The sequence below is a fragment of the Bradyrhizobium sp. BR 1432 genome (assembly GCF_051547705.1).
Classification (GTDB): domain Bacteria; phylum Pseudomonadota; class Alphaproteobacteria; order Rhizobiales; family Xanthobacteraceae; genus Bradyrhizobium; species Bradyrhizobium zhanjiangense.
This window is the reverse complement of the sequence record NZ_JBPUGF010000003.1, coordinates 8,233,245-8,257,877: the sequence shown is the minus strand read 5'-3', so window position 1 is coordinate 8,257,877 and position 24,633 is coordinate 8,233,245. Positions and strand designations below refer to the sequence as shown.

The following is a 24,633-nucleotide window of genomic DNA, read 5'->3' as shown; positions in this document are numbered from 1 at the left end:
CATGTCAGCAGTCGCACCGCGCTTCCATCGCTTGGCCGTCAACGACCTCCGCCGCGAGGCCTCGGATGCCATCTCGATGACCTTCGCCATTCCCGGCGAACTCGCCAGTGATTATGCCTTCACGCCCGGCCAATACCTGACGCTCCGCACCACTCTCGATGGCGAAGAAGTGCGCCGTTCCTATTCCATCTGTTCCGGACCCGACGACGGCGAGATCCGCATCGCCGTGAAGAAGGTCGACGGCGGCGCGTTTTCGAGCTGGGCGGCGGACGAGCTGAAATGCGGCGACGAGCTCGACGTGATGACGCCGACGGGGCGCTTCGGCCTGGTCCCATCAGCGGAGACCGGCCGTATCCATGTCGGCTTTGCCGCGGGCTCCGGCATCACGCCCATTCTCTCGATCGTGAAAGGCACGCTCGTGCGCGAGCCCGACAGTCGCTTCTTTCTGTTCTACGGCAACCGCGCCACCGACAACATCATGTTTCTCGAAGAGCTGGAGGAGCTGAAGGACCGCTTCATCGACCGCCTCTCGATCTTCCACGTCATCTCCGGTGAGGAACAGGATATCCCGATCCTGCATGGCCGGCTCGACGGCGACAAGGTGAGGGTGCTCTTGCGTTCACTAGTGCCGGCGGAGAGCGTCGATCATGTCTTCATCTGCGGTCCATCAGGCATGAGCGAAGACATCGAGGCGACCTGCCGCGACCTCGGGATTGCGGAAGAGCGTATCCATGTCGAGCGCTTTGTCTCCGAATTCGGCGGCAAGCCGCGGCCGAAGAAAGCCGTTGCGCCCGACGCGCCGCCGAAGGCGGTCGCGTCCCTGATCATCGACGGCAAGCGCCGCGACGTGCCTGTTGCCGAGGACGAGGCGATACTCGATGCCGCGCTGCGCGCCGGCGTCGATCTGCCCTTCGCCTGCAAGGGCGGCATGTGCTCGACCTGCCGTGCCAAGCTGGTCGAGGGCGAGGCGCCGATGGACATCAATTACTCTCTGGAACCCTGGGAGCTGAAGGCCGGCTTTATCCTGACCTGTCAGGCGAAGCCGTCGTCGGAGCGGGTCATGGTCGATTACGACCATGTTTGACAGTTTTGGCCAAGCAGCAGAGCATGATGGATAGACATTTGCCCGGGAGAAGCGCGTGAACGTCAAAGCCACCTTGTCGCCCGAGGATATCGCGCGGGCCTGCGCCGATGCAATGTGGGCGGAGGACGATGCCTCCAAGGGACTCGGCATGGAGATCGTCGAGATCGGCCCGGGCTTTGCGACGCTGGCGATGTTGGTGCGGCCGGACATGGTCAATGGCCAGCGTATCGCCCACGGCGGCTTCATCTTCACGCTCGCCGATTCCGCCTTCGCATTTGCCTGCAACTCGCACAATGAGCGCGTCGTTGCGACGCAGGGGCAGATCTCGTTCATCAGGCCGGGCAAGCTTGGCGATCGCCTGGTTGCGATGGCAAGAGAGATCACCCGTGGCGGCCGCTCCGGCATCTACGACGTGCGTGTCACTGTAGGCGATACCGTCATCGCGGAATTCCGCGGGCATTCGCGTGTCATTCCCGGCACGTGGCTGCCGGCGCAGGATCAATAAGAGACCAAAGAAAAGAACAAACGACAATGTGGGGAAACGAGGATGGCTCTGACGAGACGCAAGGAAGGTGGCAACACCTATAGCGCCGAGATGGACGCGCAGGAGCGCGCCTCGCGCGACGAGATCATGGCGCTGCAAAAGCAGCGGCTGGCCTGGTCGTTGAAGCACGCCTACGACAACGTCGCGCATTATCGCAACGCCTTCGACAAGGCCGGCGTGCATCCGTCCGATTTTCGCGAGCTGTCCGATCTCGCCAAATTCCCGTTCACCGTGAAGACGGACCTCCGCGACAATTATCCTTTCAACATGTTCGCCGTGCCGCGTGAAAAACTGGTGCGGGTGCATGCCTCCTCCGGCACGACGGGCAAGCCGATCGTAGTCGGTTATACCCAACGCGACATCGGCACCTGGTCGGACGTGATGGCGCGCTCGATCCGTGCCGCCGGTGGTCGCACCGGCATGATCATTCACAATGCCTACGGCTATGGTCTCTTCACCGGCGGCCTCGGTGTGCACTACGGCGCCGAGAAGCTCGGCTGCACCGTGGTGCCGATCTCCGGCGGCATGACCGAACGGCAGGTGCAGCTCATCAACGATTTCCGGCCCGATATCATCACGGTGACGCCGAGCTACATGCTGGCGATCCTCGACGAGTTCAAGCGTCAGAAGCTCGATCCGCGCCAATGCTCGCTCAAGGTCGGCATCTTCGGCGCCGAGCCCTGGACCAACGCCATGCGCGGCGAGATCGAGGACGCCTTCGACATGGATGCGACCGACATCTATGGTCTCTCCGAGGTGATCGGTCCCGGCGTGGCGCAGGAATGCATCGAGACCAAGGACGGGCTCCATATTTGGGAGGATCATTTCTACCCTGAAGTGATCGACCCCGAGACCGGCGCAGTGCTGCCCGACGGCGAGAAGGGCGAATTGGTCTTCACCTCGCTGACCAAAGAGGCGTTTCCGGTGATCCGCTATCGCACCCGCGACCTGACGCGGCTGTTGCCGGGCACGGCGCGGCCGGGCATGCGGCGCATGGAGAAGGTAACGGGGCGCTCGGATGACATGATCATCCTGCGCGGGGTCAATCTGTTCCCGACCCAGATCGAGGAGGTGTTGCTCGCGACCGATTGGTGCGGCGGCCACTTCATCCTGGAACTCACCCGCGAAGGCCGGATGGACGAGCTGACGATCATCGCCGAAGCGCGTCCCGAAAGCTGGGACGGCCGCGGTCTCGTCGATCACGCCGACAGGGTATCGACCCACATCAAGAACACGATCGGGATCAGCTCCAAGGTTCAGGTGGTCGCGCCGGCCACGCTGGAGCGCTCGCTCGGCAAGGCCAAGCGGCTCTACGACAAGCGGCCCAAGGACTGACTTGACGGATTGACTTGACCGGCCCCAAAGGCGACAAGGCCCGCAAGAAATCACGGGTCTTTCGATGTCGCCAGCCGATACCAAAACCGTCGAAGCGCGTTGCGTCCGCCTCAATGCCAAGGCGGAGAACGCCGCGGCACTTGCGCCGGTGATCGAGCCTCAGACGCTCAGGCCTGGTCCGAACGATCTCCTGATCGAGGTGAAAGCTGCCGCGGTCAATCCATCCGACGTCAAGGCCGCAACGGGGTTGATGCCTTATGCCGTCTTTCCGCGTACGCCCGGCCGGGACTACGCAGGCGTGGTGATCGACGGGCCGGCTGGGACGGTCGGTCGCGAGGTGTTTGGCTCCTCCGGCGATCTCGGCATCCGCCGCGACGGCACTCACGCAACCCATCTCGTGGTCGAAGCCGATGCCGTGGTGGAGAAGCCGAAGACGGTGTCCTGGGAGGAAGCCGCCGGCATCGGCGTGCCCTTCGTCACGGCCATGGAAGGCTTTCGTCGCGCCGGCGTGCCGAAGCCCGGCGAAATGGTGCTGGTCTTCGGCGTCAACGGCAAGGTCGGCCAGGCCGCCGTGCAGATCGCGACTTGGCAGGGCGCGCGCGTGATCGGCGTGGTGCGCAAGGCGGAGACCTATGAAGGCCACACCAACGCGCCGGTCGAGCTGATCGATGCTTCCACGACCGATGTCGCCACGCGCGTGCGCGATTTGACCGGCGGCAAAGGCGCGGACATCGTCTTCAACACGGTCGGCGACCCCTACTTCCCGGCGGCGCACAAGTCACTTGCTCTGCGCGGCCGCCAGATCCTGATCGCCGCGATCGACCGCATCGTCCAGTTCAACATTCTGGAGTTCTACCGGGGCCAGCATACCTATGTCGGTATCGACACGCTCGGCCTTTCGTCGGCGGCGACCGGTGCGGTGCTTCGTGATCTCGGTCCGGGCTTTGCGAGTGGGCATCTGAAACCGTTCCCGATCAAGGCGAGCGCCGTCTATCCGCTGGAGCGCGCCAGGGATGCTTATGTCGCTGTCGCTGGCTCGTCGCGCGACCGAGTGATCCTGAAGCCGTAACACACCGTCATTGCGAGCGCAGCGAAGCAATCCAGAAATGCACCCGCGGAGACAGACTGGATTGCTTCGCTGCGCTCGCAATGACGGAGATTGGCGAGAGTTCTGAGAACAACCGATGGAATCCACGCAACTCGTCATCCTCGCCGGCCTCGTCATCGGCCTGATTTATGGCGCCGTCGGCCTGCTCAGCGGCTTCTGCCTGATGAGCAGCATGCGCGGTTTTCTGGCGCGGGGCGACGGGCGGCTGGTGCGCACCTATGCGCTGGCGATTGCCGTTGCGATTGCCACCAGCCAGTTCTTCGCCGGTAGTGGCATGGTCGATCTCGGCAAGTCGATCTATCTGCAACAGACGTTTTCGGTGCCGGTGCTGTTCCTCGGCGGCCTGCTGTTCGGCTACGGCATGGTGCTGTCGAACGGCTGTGGCTCGCGGGCGCTAGTGCTGCTCGGCCGCGGTAATCTCCGTTCCTTCGTCGTCGTGATCGTGCTTGCGATTGCCGCGCAGATGACGCTCAAGGGCCTGATTGCACCGGCGCGTATCGCGCTGGTTCAGGCTTCTCAAACCACCGTCAACGCCAATTCGCTGCCGGCGCTGCTGGCAACGCTTGGCCCGGCTGAAGCTCTTTCGCGCGCGCTGGCCGCTGCCGCGCTCGTCGTCGGGCTGATCCTGTTTGCATTCGCGCATCCGGCATTTCGTCGCTCGCCGGGCCAAATCGCCGCGGGCGTCGTCGTCGGCCTGCTCGTCGCCGCCGGCTGGTTCGCTACCGGCTCTCTCGGCGCCGACGATTTCAATCCGGTGCCGGTGACTTCGCTCACTTTCATCGCGCCGATTGCTGATAGCCTGCAATACGCCATGCTCTCGACCGGCCTGACCCTCAATTTCGGCATCGCGACGGTCGCGGGCGTCTTCGCCGGGAGCCTGGTCACTGCGCTCGTCACGGGGCGCTTCAAGCTCGAAGGCTATTCTTCGCCGCGCCACATGCTGCGCTCGGGCACCGGCGCGGCGCTGATGGGGATCGGCGGCGTAATGGCGTTCGGCTGCTCGATAGGGCAGGGGCTCACCGGCATGTCGACGCTGGCGCTGGGCTCGTTCATCGCTGTTGCCGGCATTCTGCTTGGCACGACGGCGGGTCTGCGCGGTGCGCTGCGGGTCCAACCCTTCGAGGCGGCAACCGGGGTAGGTTCGCCGGCCGCTTGAATTACTCCACGGCCTTCGTCACGATGCGAATCTCCGATGTCAGCGTCCGGTGCACCGGGCACTTGTCGGCGATCTCCATCAGCCTCTTGCGCTGCTCGGCATCGAGCGCGCCCTCGATCGCAATGTCGCGCTCGATCTGGTCGAGCATGCCCTCGCGCGTCTCGCACTCCGCACAGTCCTTGGCGTAGATCTTGGAATGCTTCAGCGTGACGGTGACGCGGTCGAGCGGCAACGATTTGCGGTCGGCATAGAGGCGCATGGTCATGGAGGTGCAGGCGCCGAGGCCTGCGAGCAGGAAATCATAGGGCCCGGGACCAGCGTCCTCGCCGCCGGCAGCCACAGGCTCGTCCGCCACCAGACGGTGCGGACCGACCGAGATGATCTGGTTGAACTTGCTCTTGCGGGTCTCCTGCACCACGACCTGGCGCGGCGTCTCGGGGAGATCCATCGCCTTCGCGGGCTTTGCGGTGTCGATGTAGCGGCTGGCCCAGGCCGCGATCACATCGGCCGCGTAGAGAGCGTCAGCAGGCGCCGTCAGCAGATGGTCGGCGTGGTCGAGGGAGACGAAGCTCTTGGAGTGCTTCGCCGACACGAAGATCTTGGTCGCATTGTCGATGCCGACGGTGTCGTCGACCGGGGAGTGCATCACCAGAAGCGCCTTGTGCAGGCCGGTGACGTCCTTCATCAACTCATGCTCGATGATGTCGTCGAGGAATTCACGTCTGATCCGAAACGGGCGGCCCGCCAGCGAGACTTCCACTTCGCCCTGCGCGCGGATGTTATTGATGTGCTCTTTGAATAGCCCGGTGACGTGGGCGGGATCGGACGGCGCCGCGATGGTCGCAACCGCCTTGGCTTCAGGGATATGTCCTGCTGCCGCGAGGATCGCGGCACCGCCGAGGCTATGGCCGATCAGGACGGACGGCGCCTTGCGCGTTGCGCGCAGATGATCGGCGGCGCGCACGAGATCGGTCACATTGGAGGAGAACGTGGAGTTGGCGAAATCGCCCTCGCTGGAGCCGAGCCCGGTGAAGTCGAACCGCAGCACTGCAATGCCCTTGGCCGCGAGCGCAACGGAGATGCGCTTGGCGGCCAGCGTATCCTTGCCGCAGGTGAAGCAATGCGCGAACAGCGCGAAAGCTGCGGGCTCACCGTCCGGCAGCTCGAGCGCGGCCGAAAGCTGATGGCCGCCTTCACCGGTGAATTGAAAGCGTTCCGTCGGCATTGGACTTCCCCCGTCCTTTGTTGAACCTAATCGCCTGAATAGCGCTGCTCGGCCCAGGGATCGCCGCGGTTGTGATAGCCGCGGACTTCCCAGAAGCCCGGCGCGTCCTCAGTCCGGAATTCGATGGCCTGGAGCCATTTGGCACTCTTCCAAAAGTACAGATGCGGCACGACCAGCCGCACTGGTCCGCCATGCTCGGCCGACAGCGGCTGACCCGACCAGCTATGGGCGAGCAGAGCGTCCTCGGCGGCGAAGTCTTCCAGCGCGAGATTGGTGGTATAGCCATCATAGGAATGCAGCACGACGAAGCGAGCATCCTCGCGCGGCTGGCAGGCCGCGAGCAGCTCACGCGTCGCGAGCCCGTTCCACTCATTGTCATAGCGCGACCAGGTCGTCACGCAGTGAATGTCGGAGGTGAACCGCGCCTGCTTCTGCGCGGTGAATTCGGCAAAGGTCCAGAACACGGGGGCATCGACCGCGCCATAGACGTCGAGCCGCCAGCGCTCGCGCGACACAGGCGGCACGACGCCGAGATCGAGCACCGGCCAATCCTTGGTGAGGTGCTGGCCGGGCGGCAGCCTTTGGTCCTCCGGCCGCGTGATCTTCCCGGTGAGGAAGCGGCCCTCGCGCGCCCATTTCTCCTTGGTGCGCGTCAGCTTGCTGTCGGGCGGCTCGTTGTCGTCAGCCATGGCTTACTCGTGCCGATGCATTGCGGAGGCGTGCTTGGTGTCGCGCATGGTAGCATAGATGATCAGCGACAGGCAGATGATGCTGGCAAGATAGAAATAGAACCATTCCTCGTGCCCGATGCTCTTGAAATAGAGCGCGATCGCCGGCGCCGTGCCGCCGAAGATCGAGACCGTAATGGCATAGGGCAGACCGACGCCGAGCGCGCGGACATTGGTCGGGAACAACTCGGCCTTCACCACCGCATTGATCGAGGTGTAGCCGGCGACGAACAGCCAAGCGGCGCAGATCAGGATGAACGCGATGAAGGGCGACTTGGTCTCCTTCAGCGTCATCAGCAGCGGCACGGTCGCGAGCGTGCCGGCGACGCCGAAGAAGATCAGCAGCGGCTTGCGTCCGATCCTGTCGGAGATCGCGCCGTAGATCGGCTGGAGGATGGTCGCGAAAATCAAAGTGCCGAAGATCACGAAAGTGGTCTGGTCCTCGGTCAGCCCGACCGAAAGCTTGACGAAGGTCTGCATGTAGGTGGTGAACGTGTAGAAAGCGGCGGTGCCGCCGGCGGTGAGGCCGACGACCAGCAAGAGCTCGCGCGGATAACGCAGCAGGTTGGTGATCGATCCGGTCGGCTTCACCACCTTCTTGGCCTCCTCGAACGCCTCGGTCTCGTGCAGGCCACGCCGCATCACCGCGGCAAAGATCGCAAGCGCCGCGCCGATCGCAAAGGGGATACGCCAACCCCAGTCCTTCAGCTCCGCCGGCGTGAGGAAGACCTTTTGCAGGAGCAGCAGCACGATGATTGCGGTGAGCTGGCCGCCGATCAGCGTCACGTACTGAAAGCTGGAATAGAAGCCGCGGTGCTTGGGGTCGGCGACTTCGCTGAGGTAAGTGGCACTGGCGCCATATTCGCCGCCGAGGCTCAAGCCCTCGATGACGCGGGCGAGCGCCAGGATCACCGGCGCCGCAAAGCCGATCGTGGCATAGGTCGGCGTCAGCGCAATGATCAGCGAGCCGAAGCACATGAAGACGACAGACAGAGTGAGCGAGATGCGGCGGCCGAAATGGTCGGCGATATAGCCGAAGAACCAGCCGCCGAGAGGCCGCATCAGGAAGGTCGCCGCGAATACGACGGCGACGTTCAATTGCTGGACGACGGGGTCGTTACCGGGGAAGAACGCGGGAGCGAAGTAGAGCGCAAACGCCGTATAGGCGTAGAAATCGTACCACTCGACGAGATTGCCGATCGAGCCGATGAAGATCGCCTTGATCCGCCGCTCGGCGTCGGCGAGGTCAAAATACGCAGAGGCCGGGTTGGTTGCTTGCTCTGTCACGTCCGGCCTCTCCGTATCGTTGTTTGGAGAGGCCTACATCGCCTTTCCAAGCAGAAATGGCAACTGGCGGGGCCCTCTCACCGTGCCTTGCGACCAGGTCACGGTGCCTGCCGGGTCAAGAGCAAAATCCGGAATCCGCTTCAGCCATTCCTCCAGTGCAACCTGCATTTCCATGCGCGCAAGGTTGGAACCGACGCAGCGATGGATGCCGAGGCCGAAGGCAGCATGGCGGTTCTCGCGACGGTCGATCACGACTTTGTCAGCGTCCGGAAACATCTTGGGATCGCGGTTCGCGGCGGGGAAGGACAGCAGCACCATGTTGCCTGCTTTCACCGGGCAGCCCGAAATTGATGTGTCCTTGACCACCTCGCGCGCCATCGTCACCGGGGAATAGGCGCGCAGCAGTTCTTCCACCGCGGTTGGAATCAACCCTGGCTCGGCGATCAGCCGTTCGCGATCGGTCGGCGTTTTCGCAAGATGCCAGAGCGAGGAGCCGATCGCGCTCCAAGTGGTGTCGATGCCGGCGATCAGGAGCAGGCGCAGCGAGCCCAGCACGTGGGAGTCCTCGAGCGGATTGCCGTCCTTGTCCCTGGCGTTCATCAGGTAGGAGATCAGGTCGTCGGTCGGCTTCGTCTTGCGCGCCTCGATATGACTGCTGAAATAGGCGCTCATCTCCTGGACGGCCTGGAGCAGCTTGCTCTCGTCCTTGATGCCGAGCTCCAGGATCATGTGGATCCAGTTGACGAAGAGGTCGCTGTCGCTTTCGGGAATGCCGAGCATGTGCGCGATCGCGCGCACCGGAATGTGCTTCGTGTAGCGCGCCGCGGCGTCCACGCTCTTCTCGGCGATGAAGTCGTCGATCAGCTCGTTGCAGATGGCGCGGACCCTTGGCTCGAGCTTCTTCATCGCGTCCGGCGTGAACGGCGGCAGCAGCAATTGCTTGGCCGGCTTGTGCACGGGCGGATCGGAGGTGATCGGCGGGGCCGCATTCCTGGCGATCTCCGGGCGCACGTCGCGGACGATGATGCGGCGGGAGGAGAAATGCTCGGTGTCGTTGGCGATCTCGCGCACGGCTGCATAGGTCGTCGGCAGATAGCAGCCAAGGAAGCGTTCTGTGTGCACGACCGGGCTTGCGGCGCGCAGTTCGTCCCAGATCGGGAAGGGATCGTCCGTCCATTGCGGATCGGTGTGGTCGAAATCATGGACCCAGTCGGTCACGGGCGGATGAGCGGCGGGTTGGCTGACGTCGGACATCTCGGAATCCCCAGGGGCTCGTGTTCGCGGAAGGCACCCACAACGCGGAAAGCACGCTACTCCTCGATCACATCGATTGCGATCTCCGGACAATTGGACTTGGCAAGCCAGGCTTTGTCTTCCAGTCCCGGCGGGACGGTGCCGTCTCCGGCTTCATGGGCGTTGCCGTATTCGTCGAGCTCGAACAGCTCCGGCGCGAGCGCCTTGCAGCGGGCGTGGCCCTGGCATTTGTCGGGATCGACGTGAACCTTCAGTCGCTCTGCCATTGCGGCTTCCTCGGTCGTGTGCGCGCGAGGCCCGAAGGCGGCGCGTTTCCTCATCTGCGTTCTATAAGTTATATCCTATTACATTCGCGACAGGCTTCCCCTGTCAAGCGCAAACTTATAGTCTCGCCGCGACATGCGCTCACAACTCGCCCGCAAGCCCGAGAAGACCTACCACCATGGCGATCTTCGCGATGCCTTGATCAAGGCCGCGCTGCGCGAAGCGGAACGCGGCGGCGCCGAGGCGATCAGCATCAAGGCGCTGGCCAAGCAGCTCGGCGTCTCGCAGCCGGCGCCATACCGGCATTTTGCCGACCGCGACGCCTTGCTTGCGACGGTGACGGCAGAGGCGTTCCGGCAGCTCAGTGCAACCTTTCGGGCGGCGATGGCGAAACCGTCGGAGCAGTCGAAGCTGTCGCGGCTGGCGCAGGCAATGCTCGACTTCGGATTGCGCCGCAACGGCATCTATCGCCTGATGTTCGCGTCCCGCACAGTGTCCCGCGCCGCCAAGGGCAGCGAGCTGCATGAGGCCACGCGCGAGACGTTTGCGCTCGTGATCGAGGCCCTGGAGGTGTCTGCCGTCGGCTATTTGCGCGAACGACAGGCCCTCAAGATCTGGGCGGCGCTGCACGGCGTGGTGATGCTGGCGGAGCAGGGCCTGTTCACCGGCGAGGCCGCTCATGCCACGCGCGAGGATCTCGTCCAGGATTTCGTGAGCGAAACGAAGGCCGCGCTCGCGGTCGCGATCAAGGATGCCCGGCGAAAAAGAACGGCGCTTAAGTCTTCGCCTTCAGCAGGCTCATCAGCTTGTCGACCGCGCTGTCCGGTGTGGTGACGACAGGGCGGCCGGTGGCTTCCGCAACCAGCGGCGCCGTTGCCGCGATGCTGAACTGCGCGAGCGCGATGACATCGCAATCGCGCAAATCGCGTGAGGCCTCCGTAATCAGCCGGTTGTGCGTGGCGCGGTCGCCGCGATCGAGCGCAGCCAGCGCGCCCTCGGCAAGTTTCGGCACGATTTGGACGGAAGCAGGAAATTCCGGCGGCATCGAGACCAGGGTCGGCGGGAAGGTCGAGAGCAGGCCGATGCGCTTACCCATGGTCACGGCACGTTCGATCATCGCCTCGTTCGGCTTCAGCACCGGCATCGGCGCATGCGCCCGCGCGACCGCCTCGATGCAGGGACCGAAGGCCGAACAGGTGAACAAGATCCCGTCCGCCCCTGTTGCCGCCGCGTAATCGCCGAGCGCCAGGAAGCGCTCGGTCATCGTGTCGGTAAGCGCACCGTCGCGCGCCAGATCCGCCGATAGGCTGTCGTCGAGCAGGTTCATCAGCCGCGCCTCGGGCCACGCCTGCGCGAACGCCGCCTCGATCGGCGCGATGGAATGCTTGAGGGCGTGGATGAGGGCGATGCGCATGGGATGTCTCGTCTCCCTCGCCCCGCTTGCGGGGAGAGGGTGGGGTGAGGGGAAGTCTCCGCGGGGACGGTGAGAGTTGGACTTGCGGAAGCTCCCCCTCACCCGACCGCTGCGCGGTCGACCTCTCCCCGCAGGCGGGGAGAGGTGAAGCACCGTCTACTTGAACGGCAGCGCGTACATCAAGCCGCCCTTGCTCCAGAGGCCGTTGAGGCCGCGATCGAGCTTGAGCGTGCTGGCCTTGCCGACGTTGCGCTCATAGATCTCGCCATAATTGCCGGTGGCCTTGATCGCCGTGACCAGCCATTTGTTGTCGAGCCCAAGCCGCGAGCCGAGGTCGCCGGAGGCACCGAGGAGCCGCTGGATCGCAGGCGTCTGCGACTTCGCCATCTCGTCGACATTGGCTTGGGTGACGCCGAGTTCTTCGGCCTCTATCAGACCGTAATGCAGCCAGGTGATGATGTCGCTCCAGACCTCGTCGCCGTTGCGGGTGAAGGGGCCGAGTGGCTCCTTGCTGATGGTCTGCGACAGCACGACGTAGTCGACCGGGTTCGGCGCCGCGGTCGTCACGGCACCCGCGAGCGCAGAGGCGTCCTGGGTCATGGCATCGCAGCGGCCGCCGAAGAAGGTCTGGTACATGGTGTCGATGCGGTCGAACACCAGCGGCTTCCAGTCGATGCCGTTGGCGCGGCCGTAATCACCCAGCGTGACCTCATGCGTGGTGCCTTGAGCCACGCAGACGGTGGCGCCCTTGAGGTCCTTCAGCTCCTTCACGCCGAGGTCTTTCCTCACGACAAAACCCTGGCCGTCGTAGAAGTTGATCGGACCTTGCCGCAGGCCCAGTGTTACGCCGCGCAAGTATGTCTGGGTCGAATTGCGGTAGAGCACGTCGATCTCGCCCGATTGCAGCGCGGTGAAGCGGTTCTGCGCGGTCAGCGAGACGTAACGCACCTTGTTGGGATCACCGAGCACGCCGGCCGCGAGGGCGCGGCAATAGTCGACGTCGAGACCCTTGTAGTTGCCTTGCGAATCCGGCGCGGAGAAGCCGGCAAAGCCGGCGCTGACGCCGCACACCAGCGTGCCGCGGCTCTTCACCGTGTCGAGCGTCGCGGCCGACGCGACGACCGTCGATGCTGCGAGCACGCCCGCTGCGATAACCACTTTCCTCATCATGCTACTCTCCCCTCAGTGATTGACACTACGCAACACGTTGTCGACGGCCGTGCCGAGCCTGTCGACGATCAGGTCGATCTCGTCTGCGGAAGCGATATAGGGCGGCGCCAGCAGCACGTGGTCGCCGCGCACCCCGTCTACGGTGCCGCCGCCGGGATAGCAGCCGAGCCCGTTGGCGAGCGCCTCCGCCTTGATCTTCTGGTGCAGCTTGAGCGCCGGGTCGAACGAGGTGCGGCTGGCGCGATCGGCGACGAGCTCGATAGCCCAGAACAGCCCGCGACCCCTGATGTCGCCGACATGGCGGTGATTGCCGAAGCGTTCGGTCAGCCGTTGCTCGAGTTGCCGCCCGCGCTCTCTGACTTGATCGAGCAGGCCGTCCTCGCGGATCACGTTTTGCACCGTGAGCGCGGCCGCGCAGGCGAGGGGATGCGCCAGATAGGTGTGACCGTGCTGGAACGCGCCGGAGCCGGCGCGGATCGTGTCGACGATCTTGCCGCTCGCGAGCATCGCGCCGATCGGCTGATAGCCGCCACCGAGACCCTTCGCGATGGCCTGGATGTCGGGCGCGATACCTTCCTGCTCCCAGGCATGCGCGGTGCCGGTGCGGCCCATGCCGCACATGACCTCGTCGAGGATCAGCAGCGCGCCGTGCCGGTCGCAGATCTCGCGTACCGCCTTGAAGTAGCCCTCCGGTGCGGTCACGGCGCCGGCGGTGGCGCCGACGACGGGCTCGGCGAGGAACGCCGCCACGCTGTCGGGGCCAAGCCGCTGAAACTCGGCTTCGAGCTCGGCGGCAAGGCGCGCGACGAACTGCGCATCCGACTCGCCCTCGCGCTTCTCGTGATAGGCGAAGGCCGGCGTCACGTGGCTGAATGCCGCCGAGAGTAGCGGTGCATAGGGTGCGCGCCGCCAGGCATTGCCGCCGGCGGCAAGCGCGCCGAGCGTGTTGCCGTGATAGCTCTGCCGCCGCGCGATGAAGTGTTGCCGCTGCGGCTCGCCGCGCTCGATGAAATATTGCCGGGCGAGCTTGATGCTGGCCTCGATCGCCTCCGATCCGCCGCTGACGAAATAGGCGTAGGCGAGACCGCCGGGCTCATGGCCGACCAGCAGCTCAGCCAGTGCCTCGGCCGGCTCGGAGGAGAAGAACGCGGTATGAGCATAGGCAAGCGTCGCAGCCTGCTTTGTCATCGCCGCGATCACGCGCGGGTGCTGGTGCCCGAGGCAGGAGACCGCCGCGCCACCGGAGGCGTCGATGATGCGCCGGCCGTCCTCGGCAAAGAGATAGACGCCTTCACCGCCGATCGCCTTGGGCGGCGTTTCGCGCAACGAGCGGTGCAGCACGCGGCTGGTGCGAGCGGCCATGGGTCAACCTTTCTCTGGGACGTAAGTGGAGGTCGCAGCGAGTCGCGCCTCGGTACTTTCCAGACGCTTCTTCGCGGCAACGCCGCCGAGCGAGAACGTGACCGCCGCGAGCGACTGCGCGATCGCAATCGCGCCGGTGAGGCTCGGAAAGAAGCCCGGAGAGGACGCCGCCTCGAACAGCAGCACGTGGTCGGCGCCCTCGGCCATCGGTGCCGAGAGACTATCCGCGATGGCGACCAGTGTCGCGCCGGCGCGATAGGCCGCCTGCGCGACACGGACGCTTGCATGCGTGTAGGGCAGGAAGCCGACGACGATAACGGCTTCCCCGGGCCGGAACGCGCCGAGATCGAGGTCGTCGGGGCCGGAAGCACCGACGAGCTGGACCTGCTCGGGCCGAAACAGTCGCAGCTCGTAGTTTAGCAATTCCGCGACGCTGCGGCAGCTGCGATAGCCGGCGATCCAGATCCGCTTGGCATCGTGCAGCGCGCGGGCAGCTTCCGCGATCGGGTGTGCCGGGATCCGCGGAAGGCCGGCGGCCTCGGCCGCAAGCTTGTTGGTGACGAGCGCGACATCGGCGTTCGGCCCGTGGCGACGGCCTCTTGCGCGGCCGGAGAAGGGCGCGGTCTGCGACGGCCGCCGCGCCTCGGTCAGCGCCGCGCGCAACTCCTCCCAGCCCGAATAGCCGATCGCCTTCGCAAGCCGCGTGAACGCGGCAGGATCGGCGCCGGCTTCCGCCGCGAGATCGCGCATCGAACGGGTGGTGGCGTCGTAATCGTTGGCGGCGACGAAGCGTCCGACCTCCTGCAAGCGCATCGGGAGCGATGGCAATGCAATACGCAGCTCGCTCAACGGCGAGGATTTCGCGGGCTCGGCCATGAAACATTTGTTGCATGAATTGAAGTTTGGTGCAACAGTTGACGTGCGCTGCCGGAAATCGCTGCCCCTTGAGAAGGATTTTTGTGCCGTGACCTCAGATGCACCGAGACCGCCGCCGCGCCGCCGCTTCTTCGGCGCCTTCGGGCGCCGCGAGCTGAAGGGCCTGTTCTGGCAGGTCCTGGTCGTCGGCATCGCGGTTGCGGTCATCGCGTTCCTCTGGTCCAACACCGTCACCAACCTCTCGGCCCGCCGCATCACCACCGGTTTTGCCTTCCTCGGCCGCGAGGCCGGCATGCCCATCGCCGACAGTCTGCTCGCCTATAGTCCGAGAGACACTTACCTCTGGGCGTTCGTTGTCGGCGTCGCCAACACCTTGCGCGTTGCCGTGATCGGGATCGTGCTCGCGACGATCTTGGGCACGCTAATCGGCATCTCGCGATTGTCGGCGAACTGGCTGCTGTCACGGCTCGCCGCGGTCTATGTCGAGACGCTTCGCGATATCCCGCTGCTGCTTCAGCTCCTGTTCTGGTACGTGCTGATGCAGGCACTGCCGGCTGCACGCGCCGCGTGGCGACCTGTCGAGGGTGTGTTCCTCTCCAATCGCGGCTTGATCCTGCCGGCGATCCCGTTCGGCCCGCCCCAGCTGGCGGTCCTCGGCACCGCGGTGCTGGGTTGCGCGGTGTTCTATGTCGTCCGGCGATGGCTGATCGCGCAGCAGATGCGCGATGGCAAGCCACGGCCAGCTTGGCCCTTTGCGGTTGCGCTGATGATTGCGTTGCCGGCGCTGGCGTCCGTGCTGCTCGGCGTATCCTGGCGGATCGAATGGCCCCAGCTGCGCGGCTTCAACTTCGTCGGCGGGCTGACGCTGGCGCCCGAATATTTCGCGCTGCTGATCGCGCTCGTCACCTACACCTCGGCCTTCATCGCCGAGATCGTGCGTAGCGGCATCCAATCCGTGCCGCGGGGACAGTGGGACGCCGCCAACGCGCTCGGTCTGCGCCGCAGCTTCATGCTGCGGCAGATCATCTTGCCGCAGGCGCTACGCGTGATCGTGCCGCCGATGACGAGCCAGTATCTCAATCTGACAAAAAACTCCTCGCTCGCGGTCGCGATCGGCTACCAGGATGTCGTCTCGATCGCGAACACCACGCTCAACCAGACAGGCCAGGCGATCGAGGCGATCGCGTTGATCATGGCGGTGTTCCTGACCATCAGTCTCGGCATCAGCTTTTTCATGAATTGGTACAATGCGCGCATCGCGCTGGTGGAGCGCTGAGAATGACGGCGATCAGCGATATGCCGGACGTGCCGCGTGCCGCTCGCCGCCCACAGGTTGGAAATCCGATGCTGCGCTGGCTGCGCAGCAACTTGTTCTCGTCGATCCCGAACGGCATCCTGACGATCGTGCTGCTGGCGGTGCTCGCGAAGGGCGTGATCAGCTTCGTGCAATGGGGCATTGCTAGTGCGGTCTGGCTTACGCCGGTGAATGATTCCAGCGCTTGCCGCGCGGTGCGCGGCATCGGCGCCTGCTGGGCGGTCATTCCTGAAAAGTACCGCTTCATCCTGTTCGGCACCTATCCGTTCGACGAGCAGTGGCGGCCGGCGCTGTCGGTCGTGCTGTTCATCGCGCTGTTCTATCTCTCGACCCGCCGCGCCCTGTGGCGGCGCGAGCTCGTTTTCATCTGGATCGGTGCGCTCGCGCTAATCAGCGTGCTGATGTGGGGCGGGGTGCTGGGACTCTCTTTCGTCTCGCAGGATCGCTGGGGCGGATTGCCGGTGACACTGATCCTGGCGACGTTTGGACTCGCGTTCGGCTTTCCACTCGGCATCCTTGTCGCGCTCGGCAGGCGTTCAAAGCTTCCAGCGATCCGTTCGCTCAGTGTGCTCTATGTCGAGCTGATCCGCGGCGTGCCGCTGGTGAGCCTCTTGTTCATGGCCAGCGTGATGTTTCCGCTGTTCATGCCTAGTGGGTTCAACATCGACAAGCTCCTGCGCGCACAGATCGCGATCATCCTGTTCGCGGGCGCCTACCTTGCCGAAGTCATCCGCGGTGGCCTTCAGGCCGTGCCGCGTGGTCAATATGAGGCTGCCGACGCGCTCGGGCTGTCCTACTGGCGCAAGAACCGGCTGATCATCCTGCCGCAGGCGATCCGCCACGTCATCCCGCCGCTGGTCAACACCTTCATCGCCTTCTTCAAGGACACCAGTCTCGTGCTGATCATCGGCATCTTCGACCTGCTGACGACGGCGAAGACCGCGATCATCGATCCCGCCTGGCAGCAGTTTTCCGTCGAGGTCTATATCTTCGTCGCCGCAATCTATTTTGTCTTTTGCTTTGCGATGTCGCGCTACAGCCGGAGTCTGGAGGCGACGAGCGGAAGGTGATCTTCCTTCTCCCCTTGTGGGAAGGTGGCATGGGCGGCCTTCGGCCGCCGTTCTTGGGAACGCCGATGCTTCGCATCGGCTATGGCGCCGGATGAGGGGTTTGCTTCAGCGAACTCCCATGACGAGATTTGCGCGCGGAGAGATACCCCTCACCCGTCTCGCCGCTATGCGGCGATCCACCCTCTCCCGCAAGGGGAGAGGGGTACTGCGCTAGCATCATGGATTGCGCTGTTGCTTCACCCTCGGATCGATCGGTGTCGTGCCGCGCAGGCCCAATATATCCTCCAGCACTTTCGCGCCTGCGATCACTTGCGCATCCGCACGTGGTGCGCCGACCACCTGCACGCCGACCGGCAGGCCTGACGCCGTGAAACCGCAGGGCAGCGACAGTGACGGGCAGCATGCGAGCGTGATGGCGTAGACGATGCCGAGCCATTCGACGTAATTGTCAAATCGCTTGCCCGCGCATTCGGCGACATAGCGATTTTCGACCGGGAAGGGCGGCACGATCGTGGTCGGCACCAGCAGGAGATCGTAGGTCCTAAAGAACTCGACCGCGCGCGCGGTCATGCCGACGCGCTGGGCCTCGGCACGTTCGAGCTGCTCGACGGTGAGCTTGAGGCCTTCCTCGATGTTCCAGATCACCTCCGGCTTGAGCAGGTCACGCTTGGTGCGAAGAAGTTGCGCCTTGCTGATCGCGAAGTCGAAAGCGCGCAGCACGTGGAAGCATTCATGCGCCTCGCGCCAGTCCGGATGCGCCTCCTCGACGGTGACGCCGGCCTCGGCGAAGCGTTCAGCCGCCTTGCGTGTGATCGCCTTGACCTCGGGATCGACCGGCGTGATGCCGAGATCGGGCGAATAGGCGATACGCCTCGGCTTCTTGCCGGACTGGGCAGCCGACAGGAACGACGTCAGCGGCGCCGGCAGCGACAGCGGATCGGCGGCATAGTCGCCGCTCATGGCATCCAGCAGCAGTGCGAGATCCTCGACGTTGCGGGCCATCGGGCCCTGCACGCCGAGATTGCGGTCGATGCCCGCCTTGGGCGTATGCGCGACGCGGCCGATGCTCGGCCGCATGCCGACGATGCCGCAGAAACTTGCCGGACTGCGCAGGCTGCCGCCCATGTCGGAGCCCTGCGCGAGCCAGGCCATGCCGGTGGCCAGCGCCACTGCCGCGCCGCCGGAGGAGCCGGCGGCAGATTTCGAAGTATCCCAGGGATTGAGGGTCGCACCGAACACCTCGTTGAAGGTGTTGGCGCCGGCGCCGAATTCCGGCGTGTTGGATTTGGCGTAGACCACCGCACCATTGGCCTCGAGGTTCTCGACCATGAGGTCGGATTTCGCGGGGATGTTGTCCTTGAAGATCGGCGAGCCCTGCGTGTTCAGCACGCCCGCAACGTCGGTCAGATCCTTGATCGGCACCGGCAGGCCCGCGAGCAGCCCGCGCGCGCCGGCCGGCTTCTGCATCAGCGCCTTGGCGTTATCCCGGGCGCGATCGAAGCACAGCGTCGGCAGCGCGTTGACCCTGCCATCGACTTCGCTGATGCGCTTCTCCACCACATCCAGCAGTTCAAGCGGCGAGACGTCGCCAGACCGCAATTTGTCGACGACGGCGCACGCGGTTTCGCGGATCAGCTCTTGAGACAACTATTTTACTCCTATGCTTGTACTTGGTGCCGTCATTGCGAGCGAAGCGAAGCAATCCAGTCTTTTCACCGCGGGGGCATTTCTGGATTGCTTCGCTTCGCTCACAATGACGGGGATAGAGTTAGCCCCACCCGGCGCTGATGCCGCCATCAACGGTGTAGATCACCCCTGACGTGTAGCCCGAGCGGTCCGACGCCAGGAACGCCATGAGGTCGCCGATCTCGCGCGCATGCGCAGGGCGCCCGAGCGGCAGGCTCTTCTGGAATTCCTTGTAGCGGGTCTCGTCACCGAACTGGTGCTTTGCCCGCGTCTTGAGCAGGGTGACGTGGCGGTCGGTGCCGACAGGTCCGGGATTGATGCCGACCACGCGGATGTTGTCGGCGAGACTTTTTCCACCGAGCGCGCGGGTGAAGGCCATCAGCGCGGCGTTGCCGGCGCTGCCGCAGATGTAATTAGCATCGAACTTCTCGCCCGCCGCGCCGATGTCGTTGACAATCACGCCGCCACCCTTGGCCTTCATCTGCGCATAGATCTGCCGCGTGAGGTTGATGTAGCCGAACACTTTCAATTCCCAGGCGTGCCGCCAGGTCGCCTCGTCGATCTTGTCGATGGACCCGCCAGGGATGTCGCCGGCGTTGTTGACGAGGATGTCGATGTCCGCAGCTTCCTTGGCGAGCCGCGCGATGTCCTCGGATTTGCGTAGATCGACGACACTCGTCGCGGCATCGACCTGGTGCGCGGAGCGCAACCGCTCGGCCAGCGCCTTGAGCTGCTCGCCGCTGCGGGCAGCGAGCAGCAGATGCGCGCCTTCCTCGGCAAACGCCTCGGCGGCGGCCGCGCCGATGCCCTTGGATGCGCCCGTGATCAGGACGCGCTTGCCACGCAGATGCAGATCCATGAAGGGGACTCGCAGGATAGGAACAGGATCAAATCAGTAGGCGCTCGGTCGCGCCATGGTCAACATTGCAGTGCAGCGTTGCACTGCCGCCGCGTTTGGTCCATTGCAGTGCGATCAAAAGGCGGCGGCTGCCGAACCAATCAAGGACGTTCTCGATGAGCAAGAAACAATACCGGATCGCAGTCATTCCCGGCGACGGCATCGGCAAGGAAGTGATGCCTGAGGGCCAGCGCGTTCTGGAGGCGGCGGCGAAGAAGCACGGGGTGTCCCTGCAATTCGACCATTTCGACTTCTCGTCCTGGGACTATTACGAGAAGCACGGCCAGATGATGCCGGATGACTGGAAGGAAAAGATCGGCAAGCACGATGCGATCTATTTCGGTGCGGTCGGTTGGCCGGCCAAGATTCCGGACCACGTCTCGCTGTGGGGCTCGTTGATCAAGTTTCGCCGCGAGTTCGACCAGTATGTGAACCTGCGCCCGGTGCGGCTGATGCCCGGCGTGCCGTCGCCGCTGGCGAACCGCAAGCCCGGCGACATCGATTTCTGGGTGGTGCGCGAGAACACCGAAGGCGAATATTCCTCCGTCGGCGGCCGCATGTTCCCGGACACCGACCGTGAATTCGTGACGCAGCAGACGGTGATGACCCGCATCGGCGTCGACCGCATCCTGAAGTTCGCCTTCGAGCTCGCCCAGTCGCGGCCGAAGAAGCACCTGACGTCGGCGACGAAATCGAACGGCATCTCCATCACGATGCCCTATTGGGACGAACGCGTGGAGGCGATGGCCAAGAAGTTCCCGGGCGTGAAGTGGGACAAGTACCACATCGATATCCTGACCGCGAACTTCGTGCTGCATCCGGACTGGTTCGACGTCGTGGTCGGCTCCAATCTGTTCGGCGACATCCTCTCCGATCTCGGCCCGGCCTGCACCGGCACCATCGGCATCGCGCCGTCAGGCAACATCAATCCCGAGGGCGATTTCCCCTCGGTGTTCGAGCCGGTACACGGCTCGGCGCCTGACATCGCGGGGCAGGGCATCGCCAACCCGATCGGCATGATCTGGTCGGGCGCGATGATGTTGGAACATCTCGGCGAGAAGGAAGCCGGCAAGTCGATCGTCGACGCGATCGAGCGCACGCTCGCCGAACGCACGCTCCGGACCAAGGACCTCGGCGGTAATGCCGACACGACGGCCTGCGGCAAGGCCGTCGCGGAGATGGTGGACTAGCTCGGTGCTTCACCCTCTCCCCTTGTGGGAGAGGGTGGCTTCGATGCGCAGCATCGAGGCCGGGTGAGGGGTCTCTATCCGCGGAGACAGGCCTCTCATTTGAAGGACAGCTCGTGGAGCGAACCCCTCATCCGGCGCCATAGCCGATGCGAAGCATCGGCGTTCCCAAGAACGGCGGCCGAAGGCCGCCTATGCCACCTTCTCCCACAAGGGGAAAAGGGAGGGCAGCACGGAAAGTGACTCTTCCATTCCCGCGCAGCAGATTACTCACCCCACGATCTTCTCGATCGCGGCCTGATCCAGCCCGAACCGCTTCCCGGCATCCAGAATTTCCTGCCAGGTGGTCGGATCGACAGGAATGCCTTCGGCCAGCCGCTTCTTCTTGGTCTCGCGCTCGGGCTCGCCGGCGATTCTGACCTTGTCGACGCCGGGGCCGGGCGGCGAGCCGGTGTGCCAGGCAACGAAACTCTCGACTTCGCGCGCGAGGTTCTCGCCGGTGCCGAGCTTGCCAGGGTCGATGACGATCGAGAGCATGCCGTTGAGGACGTTGTACTTGCCGTCGGACGGGCCCTTGACCACCTGCCCGCCGGAGAGCGCGCCGCCGAGGATTTCGCACACCAGCGCGAGCCCCGAACCCTTGTGCTCGCCGAACGGCAGGATCGCGCCGTATGGCGGGATCACGGTGTAGCGCGGATTGACCGTGGGCTTGCCTTCATCGTCGATGATGGTGCTGGGCTCGAGCTCGACGCCCTTGTTGTGGGCGACGCGGGTCTTGCCCTGCGCGATCCTGCTGGTGGCGAAGTCGAGCACGATGGGGTCCTTGCCCCGGCGCGGGATGCCGACGCAGAACGGATTGGTGCCGTGGCGCGCATCGCTGCCGCCCCAGGGCGCCACGATCGGGCGCGAGATCACGTTGACGAAGTGGATCGAGACCAGCCCGTGGTCGATGCATTGCTCGGCCCAGTGGCCGATGCGGCCGATATGGTGCGAGTTCGAGAGGCCGACGAGGCACACGCCATTTTTCTTGGCGCGCTCGGCCGCCAACTCCATCGCCTCATGGCCGATCACCTGGCCGTAGCCGGTCAGGCCGTCGAGGGTGAGCAGCGGACCGGTGTCGAGCACGATCTTGACGTGCTGGTTCACGGCGAGTCCGCCTGTCGTGACGCTCTGAACATAGCGCGGGATCATGCCGACGCCGTGGGAGTCATGTCCCTTCAGATTGGCCTCGACGAGGTTGGTGGACACGAGCTCGGCCTCGCGGTCCGAGGAGCCGCCGGCCTTGACGATGGCGTGGATGGCGTTGGTGAGCGGCTCTGCCTTGATGGTGCGATAGTCGGCCATTGTTGTTGCTCTTATCCTCTTACGATCCGGCGGGGGGCGTAGGGTGGGTTAGGCGAAGCCGTAACCCACCTCTTCTGTCCCAGCGGAAATAGACAGTGGTGGGTTACGCTTCGCTAACCCACCCTACGAACTTACGATTCGGCGGCAGTGCTCCCACGCCGCTTCAATCAGGTTTTCGCTCGCTTCCGGGGTGCGGAAGGCGGAATGCGCCGACAGTGTCACATTCGGCAATTTTGTCAGCGGATGATCGCCGGGCAGCGGCTCGATGTTGAAGACGTCGAGACCGGCATGGCGGATGTGGCCCGACTTCAGCGCGTCGATCATCGCGGCTTCGTCGACGATCGCGGCGCGAGCGGTGTTGATGAGGATGACGCCGCGCTTCATCGCAAGGATCTTCTCGCGCGTGATCATGCCGCGCGTCTCATCGTTGAGCAGCAGATGCAGCGACACGACGTCGCTCCTTGCCAGCACGGTGTCGAGATCGGTGAATTCCACGCCAGGACAGCTCTTTGGCGAGCGGTTCCAGGCGATCACCTTCATGCCGCTGCCGGACGCAATGCGTGCAACTTCCGCGGCGATACCGCCGAAGCCGATCAGCCCGAGCGTCTTGCCGGTGAGCTGCATGCCGTCCTCGCGCAGCCAGTTGCCGCCGCGCATCTCGCGATCCATCATCGCGATGACGCGGGCAGAGGCCCACATCAGCGCGATCGCGGATTCCGCCACCGCCGTGTCGCCGTAGCCCTTGATCAGATGCACGGAGATGCCGAGTTCGGCCAGTTCCTCCGGATTCATGTAGCTGCGCGCGCCGGTGCCGAGGAACACGACGTGCTTCAGCCCGGCGCACTTCTTCGCGACCTCGGTCGGCAGCGCAGTGTGATCGACGATGGCGATCTCGGCGCCGTCGAGAATATCAGGGTACTGCTCGGGCTTGATATCGGGGTCCTTGTGGATCTTGACCTTGGGATCGCCTAGCTTCTCCAGCCGCTCCATGATCAGGGCAAGCGTTTCATTGGCGTCGACGAAAACTCCGCGCATGGTTCTCTCCGGTCAGGATGCGACGCCGGCGATCGCCAGCACGGTATGCATGAGAACGTTGGTGCCCGCGGCGCAGTCTGGCTGCGTGGCGTCCTCCAGCTCGTTGTGGCTGATGCCGTCCTTGCAGGGCACGAACACCATCGCCGCCGGCATGATGGTGTTGAGGTTGCAGGCGTCGTGGCCAGCACCGGAGGTGATGCGGCGAGACGAATAGCCCAGCGTCTTCGCCGCATTCTCGACCGCCGCAATCAGCTTGGGATCGAAATGCGTCGGCGGCTTGCGCCAGACCAGGTCGATCTTGACCTCGACCTTGCGGCGCGCGGCGATCTCGGCAATCGCGGCGCGCAAATCGCGATCGAGCGCGTCCATGATGGCGCCATCGGCGCTGCGGCAATCCATGGTGAAAGCGATCTCGCCGGGAATGACGTTGCGTGAGGGGTTTGCGATCACGGCCTCGCCGATGGTGCCGACCGCGTTCGGTCCGTGCCTTTTTGCGATCGCCTCCATTGCCAGCACGATCTCGGACAGCGTCGCCAGCGCATCACGCCGCAGCGGCATCGGCGTCGATCCCGCATGGCTCTCGAAGCCGGAAATCTTGCCGTCGTACCACAGCACGCCCTGACCGGAATCGACCACGCCGATGGTCTTGCCTTCGGCCTCAAGGATCGGGCCCTGCTCGATGTGCAGCTCGACGAAGCAGCCGAGCTTCTGGAAACCGACCGGCTTGTCGCCGCGATAGCCGATGCCGTCGAGGGCCTGGCCGACGGTCGTACCCTCGGCGTCCTTGCGCGACAAAATGTCGTCGGTGGTGAAGTCGCCGACATAAGCCGCGGAGGCCATCATCGCCGGTGCGAAGCGCGAGCCTTCCTCGTTGGTCCAGTTGACGACGCAGATCGGCGCTTCGGTTTCGATGCCGGCATCGTTCAGCGTGCGGATCACTTCGAGTGCGCCGAGCGTACCCAGAATGCCGTCATACTTGCCGCCGGTCGGCTGCGTGTCGAGATGCGAGCCGATGCCGACGGGCGGCTTCGACATGTCGCGGCCCTTGCGCAGGCCGAACATCGAGCCGAGCGCATCGACATGCACCTCCAGGCCCGCGTCTTCGCAGGCCTTGCGGAACCAGTCGCGGACCTGCTTGTCCTCGGAGCTCAGTGTCAGCCGCCGCACGCCACCCTTGGCCGTCGCGCCGAACTGCGCGGTGTCGTGGATGGAGCCCCAGAGGCGGGCGGAATCGATCTGCAGGTTGGTGGCGGCTCGGCTCATGCGGTCAGTCTCTCAATTGTCCGGCGCC

At 64.5% G+C, this 24,633-nt stretch carries 24 protein-coding genes; 9 read left to right on the top strand and 15 right to left on the bottom strand.

Annotated elements, in window-relative coordinates; translation table 11 throughout:
* The first annotated feature begins 1 nt into the window (after position 1).
* From paaE to ACSKB8_RS39900, 5 genes are all read left to right on the top strand, one after another.
* The gene (gene paaE, locus ACSKB8_RS39920) at positions 2-1,084 is read left to right on the top strand and encodes a 1,2-phenylacetyl-CoA epoxidase subunit PaaE (RefSeq protein ID WP_438110005.1); all 1,083 of its coding nucleotides are present in this window, start codon (positions 2-4) and stop codon (positions 1,082-1,084) included.
* A 55-nt stretch (positions 1,085-1,139) separates the two neighbouring features.
* Entirely contained in the window at positions 1,140-1,589 is a 450-nt protein-coding gene (gene paaI, locus ACSKB8_RS39915; RefSeq protein ID WP_438110004.1) for a hydroxyphenylacetyl-CoA thioesterase PaaI, read from the top strand.
* A gap of 42 nt (positions 1,590-1,631) precedes the next feature.
* Entirely contained in the window at positions 1,632-2,963 is a 1,332-nt protein-coding gene (gene paaK / locus ACSKB8_RS39910) for a phenylacetate--CoA ligase PaaK (protein WP_438110002.1), read from the top strand.
* Positions 2,964-3,027: 64 nt separating this feature from the next.
* A complete protein-coding gene (locus tag ACSKB8_RS39905; RefSeq protein WP_438110000.1) occupies positions 3,028-4,032 on the top strand; it encodes a quinone oxidoreductase family protein in 1,005 nt (334 codons plus the stop codon).
* A 115-nt stretch (positions 4,033-4,147) separates the two neighbouring features.
* Positions 4,148-5,227, top strand: a complete 1,080-nt coding sequence (locus ACSKB8_RS39900; RefSeq protein WP_438109998.1) for a YeeE/YedE family protein — start codon at positions 4,148-4,150, stop codon at positions 5,225-5,227.
* A 1-nt stretch (position 5,228) separates the two neighbouring features.
* Here the strand turns inward: ACSKB8_RS39900 and ACSKB8_RS39895 are convergent, their stop codons facing one another.
* The 5 genes from ACSKB8_RS39895 to ACSKB8_RS39875 are packed head-to-tail and all read right to left on the bottom strand — an operon-like array spanning position 5,229 to position 9,987.
* A complete protein-coding gene (locus ACSKB8_RS39895) occupies positions 5,229-6,452 on the bottom strand; it encodes a bifunctional alpha/beta hydrolase/OsmC family protein (protein ID WP_438109997.1) in 1,224 nt (407 codons plus the stop codon).
* Positions 6,453-6,478: 26 nt separating this feature from the next.
* Entirely contained in the window at positions 6,479-7,141 is a 663-nt protein-coding gene (locus tag ACSKB8_RS39890; RefSeq protein WP_438109995.1) for a sulfite oxidase-like oxidoreductase, read from the bottom strand.
* A gap of 3 nt (positions 7,142-7,144) precedes the next feature.
* Positions 7,145-8,467, bottom strand: a complete 1,323-nt coding sequence (locus tag ACSKB8_RS39885; protein WP_438109993.1) for an MFS transporter — start codon at positions 8,465-8,467, stop codon at positions 7,145-7,147.
* A 33-nt stretch (positions 8,468-8,500) separates the two neighbouring features.
* A complete protein-coding gene (locus ACSKB8_RS39880) occupies positions 8,501-9,721 on the bottom strand; it encodes a cytochrome P450 (protein WP_438109991.1) in 1,221 nt (406 codons plus the stop codon).
* Between the two features lie 56 nt (positions 9,722-9,777).
* Entirely contained in the window at positions 9,778-9,987 is a 210-nt protein-coding gene (locus ACSKB8_RS39875) for a ferredoxin (protein WP_018648108.1), read from the bottom strand.
* A 133-nt stretch (positions 9,988-10,120) separates the two neighbouring features.
* Between ACSKB8_RS39875 and ACSKB8_RS39870 the strand changes: the two genes are divergently transcribed.
* Positions 10,121-10,819, top strand: coding sequence for a TetR/AcrR family transcriptional regulator (locus tag ACSKB8_RS39870; RefSeq protein WP_438109989.1), 699 nt, complete (start codon positions 10,121-10,123; stop codon positions 10,817-10,819).
* Here ACSKB8_RS39870 and ACSKB8_RS39865 read toward each other — a convergent pair.
* From ACSKB8_RS39865 to ACSKB8_RS39850, 4 genes are all read right to left on the bottom strand, one after another.
* Complete coding sequence (locus ACSKB8_RS39865; protein ID WP_438109987.1) at positions 10,761-11,399, bottom strand: aspartate/glutamate racemase family protein; 639 nt, start codon at positions 11,397-11,399, stop codon at positions 10,761-10,763. The two genes, ACSKB8_RS39870 and ACSKB8_RS39865, sit on opposite strands and share 59 nt — an antisense overlap.
* Positions 11,400-11,555: 156 nt before the next feature.
* Positions 11,556-12,569, bottom strand: a complete 1,014-nt coding sequence (locus ACSKB8_RS39860) for an amino acid ABC transporter substrate-binding protein (RefSeq protein WP_438109985.1) — start codon at positions 12,567-12,569, stop codon at positions 11,556-11,558.
* Between the two features lie 12 nt (positions 12,570-12,581).
* Positions 12,582-13,931, bottom strand: a complete 1,350-nt coding sequence (locus ACSKB8_RS39855; RefSeq protein ID WP_438109983.1) for an aspartate aminotransferase family protein — start codon at positions 13,929-13,931, stop codon at positions 12,582-12,584.
* A 3-nt stretch (positions 13,932-13,934) separates the two neighbouring features.
* Positions 13,935-14,807, bottom strand: a complete 873-nt coding sequence (locus ACSKB8_RS39850) for a MurR/RpiR family transcriptional regulator (protein WP_438109981.1) — start codon at positions 14,805-14,807, stop codon at positions 13,935-13,937.
* A gap of 88 nt (positions 14,808-14,895) precedes the next feature.
* Between ACSKB8_RS39850 and ACSKB8_RS39845 the strand changes: the two genes are divergently transcribed.
* Positions 14,896-16,083 carry an amino acid ABC transporter permease gene (locus tag ACSKB8_RS39845; protein WP_438109980.1) on the top strand — a complete coding sequence of 396 codons (1,188 nt, stop codon included), beginning with the start codon at positions 14,896-14,898 and terminating at the stop codon, positions 16,081-16,083.
* A 2-nt stretch (positions 16,084-16,085) separates the two neighbouring features.
* Positions 16,086-17,192 (top strand): amino acid ABC transporter permease, encoded by a 1,107-nt coding sequence (locus tag ACSKB8_RS39840; RefSeq protein ID WP_438109979.1) that lies wholly within the window; start codon positions 16,086-16,088, stop codon positions 17,190-17,192.
* Positions 17,193-17,408: 216 nt separating this feature from the next.
* Here the strand turns inward: ACSKB8_RS39840 and ACSKB8_RS39835 are convergent, their stop codons facing one another.
* The 3 genes from ACSKB8_RS39835 to ACSKB8_RS39825 form a co-directional block, all read right to left on the bottom strand.
* Positions 17,409-18,839 carry an amidase gene (locus tag ACSKB8_RS39835; protein WP_438109977.1) on the bottom strand — a complete coding sequence of 477 codons (1,431 nt, stop codon included), beginning with the start codon at positions 18,837-18,839 and terminating at the stop codon, positions 17,409-17,411.
* Positions 18,840-18,960: 121 nt separating this feature from the next.
* A complete protein-coding gene (locus ACSKB8_RS39830; RefSeq protein ID WP_438109975.1) occupies positions 18,961-19,737 on the bottom strand; it encodes an SDR family oxidoreductase in 777 nt (258 codons plus the stop codon).
* Between the two features lie 28 nt (positions 19,738-19,765).
* Positions 19,766-19,900 carry a hypothetical protein gene (locus ACSKB8_RS39825; protein WP_276484778.1) on the bottom strand — a complete coding sequence of 45 codons (135 nt, stop codon included), beginning with the start codon at positions 19,898-19,900 and terminating at the stop codon, positions 19,766-19,768.
* Between ACSKB8_RS39825 and ACSKB8_RS39820 the strand changes: the two genes are divergently transcribed.
* Positions 19,893-20,966 (top strand): tartrate dehydrogenase, encoded by a 1,074-nt coding sequence (locus ACSKB8_RS39820; protein ID WP_128944873.1) that lies wholly within the window; start codon positions 19,893-19,895, stop codon positions 20,964-20,966. The two genes, ACSKB8_RS39825 and ACSKB8_RS39820, sit on opposite strands and share 8 nt — an antisense overlap.
* 267 nt (positions 20,967-21,233) lie before the next feature.
* Here the strand turns inward: ACSKB8_RS39820 and ACSKB8_RS39815 are convergent, their stop codons facing one another.
* From ACSKB8_RS39815 to ACSKB8_RS39805, 3 genes are all read right to left on the bottom strand, one after another.
* On the bottom strand, positions 21,234-22,307 hold the full coding sequence (locus ACSKB8_RS39815) for a malate/lactate/ureidoglycolate dehydrogenase (RefSeq protein ID WP_438109973.1): 1,074 nt from the start codon (positions 22,305-22,307) through the stop codon (positions 21,234-21,236).
* Between the two features lie 123 nt (positions 22,308-22,430).
* Complete coding sequence (locus ACSKB8_RS39810) at positions 22,431-23,342, bottom strand: NAD(P)-dependent oxidoreductase (RefSeq protein WP_438109971.1); 912 nt, start codon at positions 23,340-23,342, stop codon at positions 22,431-22,433.
* Positions 23,343-23,354: 12 nt separating this feature from the next.
* Positions 23,355-24,605: a Zn-dependent hydrolase gene (locus ACSKB8_RS39805; RefSeq protein ID WP_438109969.1), complete on the bottom strand. Its 1,251-nt coding sequence runs from the start codon at positions 24,603-24,605 to the stop codon at positions 23,355-23,357.
* Positions 24,606-24,633: the final 28 nt, after the last annotated feature.

Excerpts from the sequence above, each read along its gene's own strand:
- ACSKB8_RS39810 (WP_438109971.1), bottom strand. The coding sequence starts at position 23,342 with ATGCGCGGAGTTTTCGTCGACGCCAATGAAACGCTTGCCCTGATCATG.
- ACSKB8_RS39895 (WP_438109997.1), bottom strand. The coding sequence starts at position 6,452 with ATGCCGACGGAACGCTTTCAATTCACCGGTGAAGGCGGCCATCAGCTT.
- ACSKB8_RS39840 (WP_438109979.1), top strand. The coding sequence starts at position 16,086 with ATGACGGCGATCAGCGATATGCCGGACGTGCCGCGTGCCGCTCGCCGC.
- ACSKB8_RS39805 (WP_438109969.1), bottom strand. The coding sequence starts at position 24,605 with ATGAGCCGAGCCGCCACCAACCTGCAGATCGATTCCGCCCGCCTCTGG.
- ACSKB8_RS39905 (WP_438110000.1), top strand. The coding sequence starts at position 3,028 with ATGTCGCCAGCCGATACCAAAACCGTCGAAGCGCGTTGCGTCCGCCTC.
- ACSKB8_RS39890 (WP_438109995.1), bottom strand. The coding sequence starts at position 7,141 with ATGGCTGACGACAACGAGCCGCCCGACAGCAAGCTGACGCGCACCAAG.
- ACSKB8_RS39855 (WP_438109983.1), bottom strand. The coding sequence starts at position 13,931 with ATGGCCGCTCGCACCAGCCGCGTGCTGCACCGCTCGTTGCGCGAAACG.
- ACSKB8_RS39850 (WP_438109981.1), bottom strand. The coding sequence starts at position 14,807 with ATGGCCGAGCCCGCGAAATCCTCGCCGTTGAGCGAGCTGCGTATTGCA.
- ACSKB8_RS39830 (WP_438109975.1), bottom strand. The coding sequence starts at position 19,737 with ATGGATCTGCATCTGCGTGGCAAGCGCGTCCTGATCACGGGCGCATCC.
- ACSKB8_RS39860 (WP_438109985.1), bottom strand. The coding sequence starts at position 12,569 with ATGATGAGGAAAGTGGTTATCGCAGCGGGCGTGCTCGCAGCATCGACG.
- ACSKB8_RS39865 (WP_438109987.1), bottom strand. The coding sequence starts at position 11,399 with ATGCGCATCGCCCTCATCCACGCCCTCAAGCATTCCATCGCGCCGATC.
- ACSKB8_RS39900 (WP_438109998.1), top strand. The coding sequence starts at position 4,148 with ATGGAATCCACGCAACTCGTCATCCTCGCCGGCCTCGTCATCGGCCTG.
- paaK (WP_438110002.1), top strand. The coding sequence starts at position 1,632 with ATGGCTCTGACGAGACGCAAGGAAGGTGGCAACACCTATAGCGCCGAG.
- ACSKB8_RS39815 (WP_438109973.1), bottom strand. The coding sequence starts at position 22,307 with ATGGCCGACTATCGCACCATCAAGGCAGAGCCGCTCACCAACGCCATC.
- ACSKB8_RS39820 (WP_128944873.1), top strand. The coding sequence starts at position 19,893 with ATGAGCAAGAAACAATACCGGATCGCAGTCATTCCCGGCGACGGCATC.
- paaE (WP_438110005.1), top strand. The coding sequence starts at position 2 with ATGTCAGCAGTCGCACCGCGCTTCCATCGCTTGGCCGTCAACGACCTC.
- ACSKB8_RS39870 (WP_438109989.1), top strand. The coding sequence starts at position 10,121 with ATGCGCTCACAACTCGCCCGCAAGCCCGAGAAGACCTACCACCATGGC.
- ACSKB8_RS39875 (WP_018648108.1), bottom strand. The coding sequence starts at position 9,987 with ATGGCAGAGCGACTGAAGGTTCACGTCGATCCCGACAAATGCCAGGGC.
- ACSKB8_RS39880 (WP_438109991.1), bottom strand. The coding sequence starts at position 9,721 with ATGTCCGACGTCAGCCAACCCGCCGCTCATCCGCCCGTGACCGACTGG.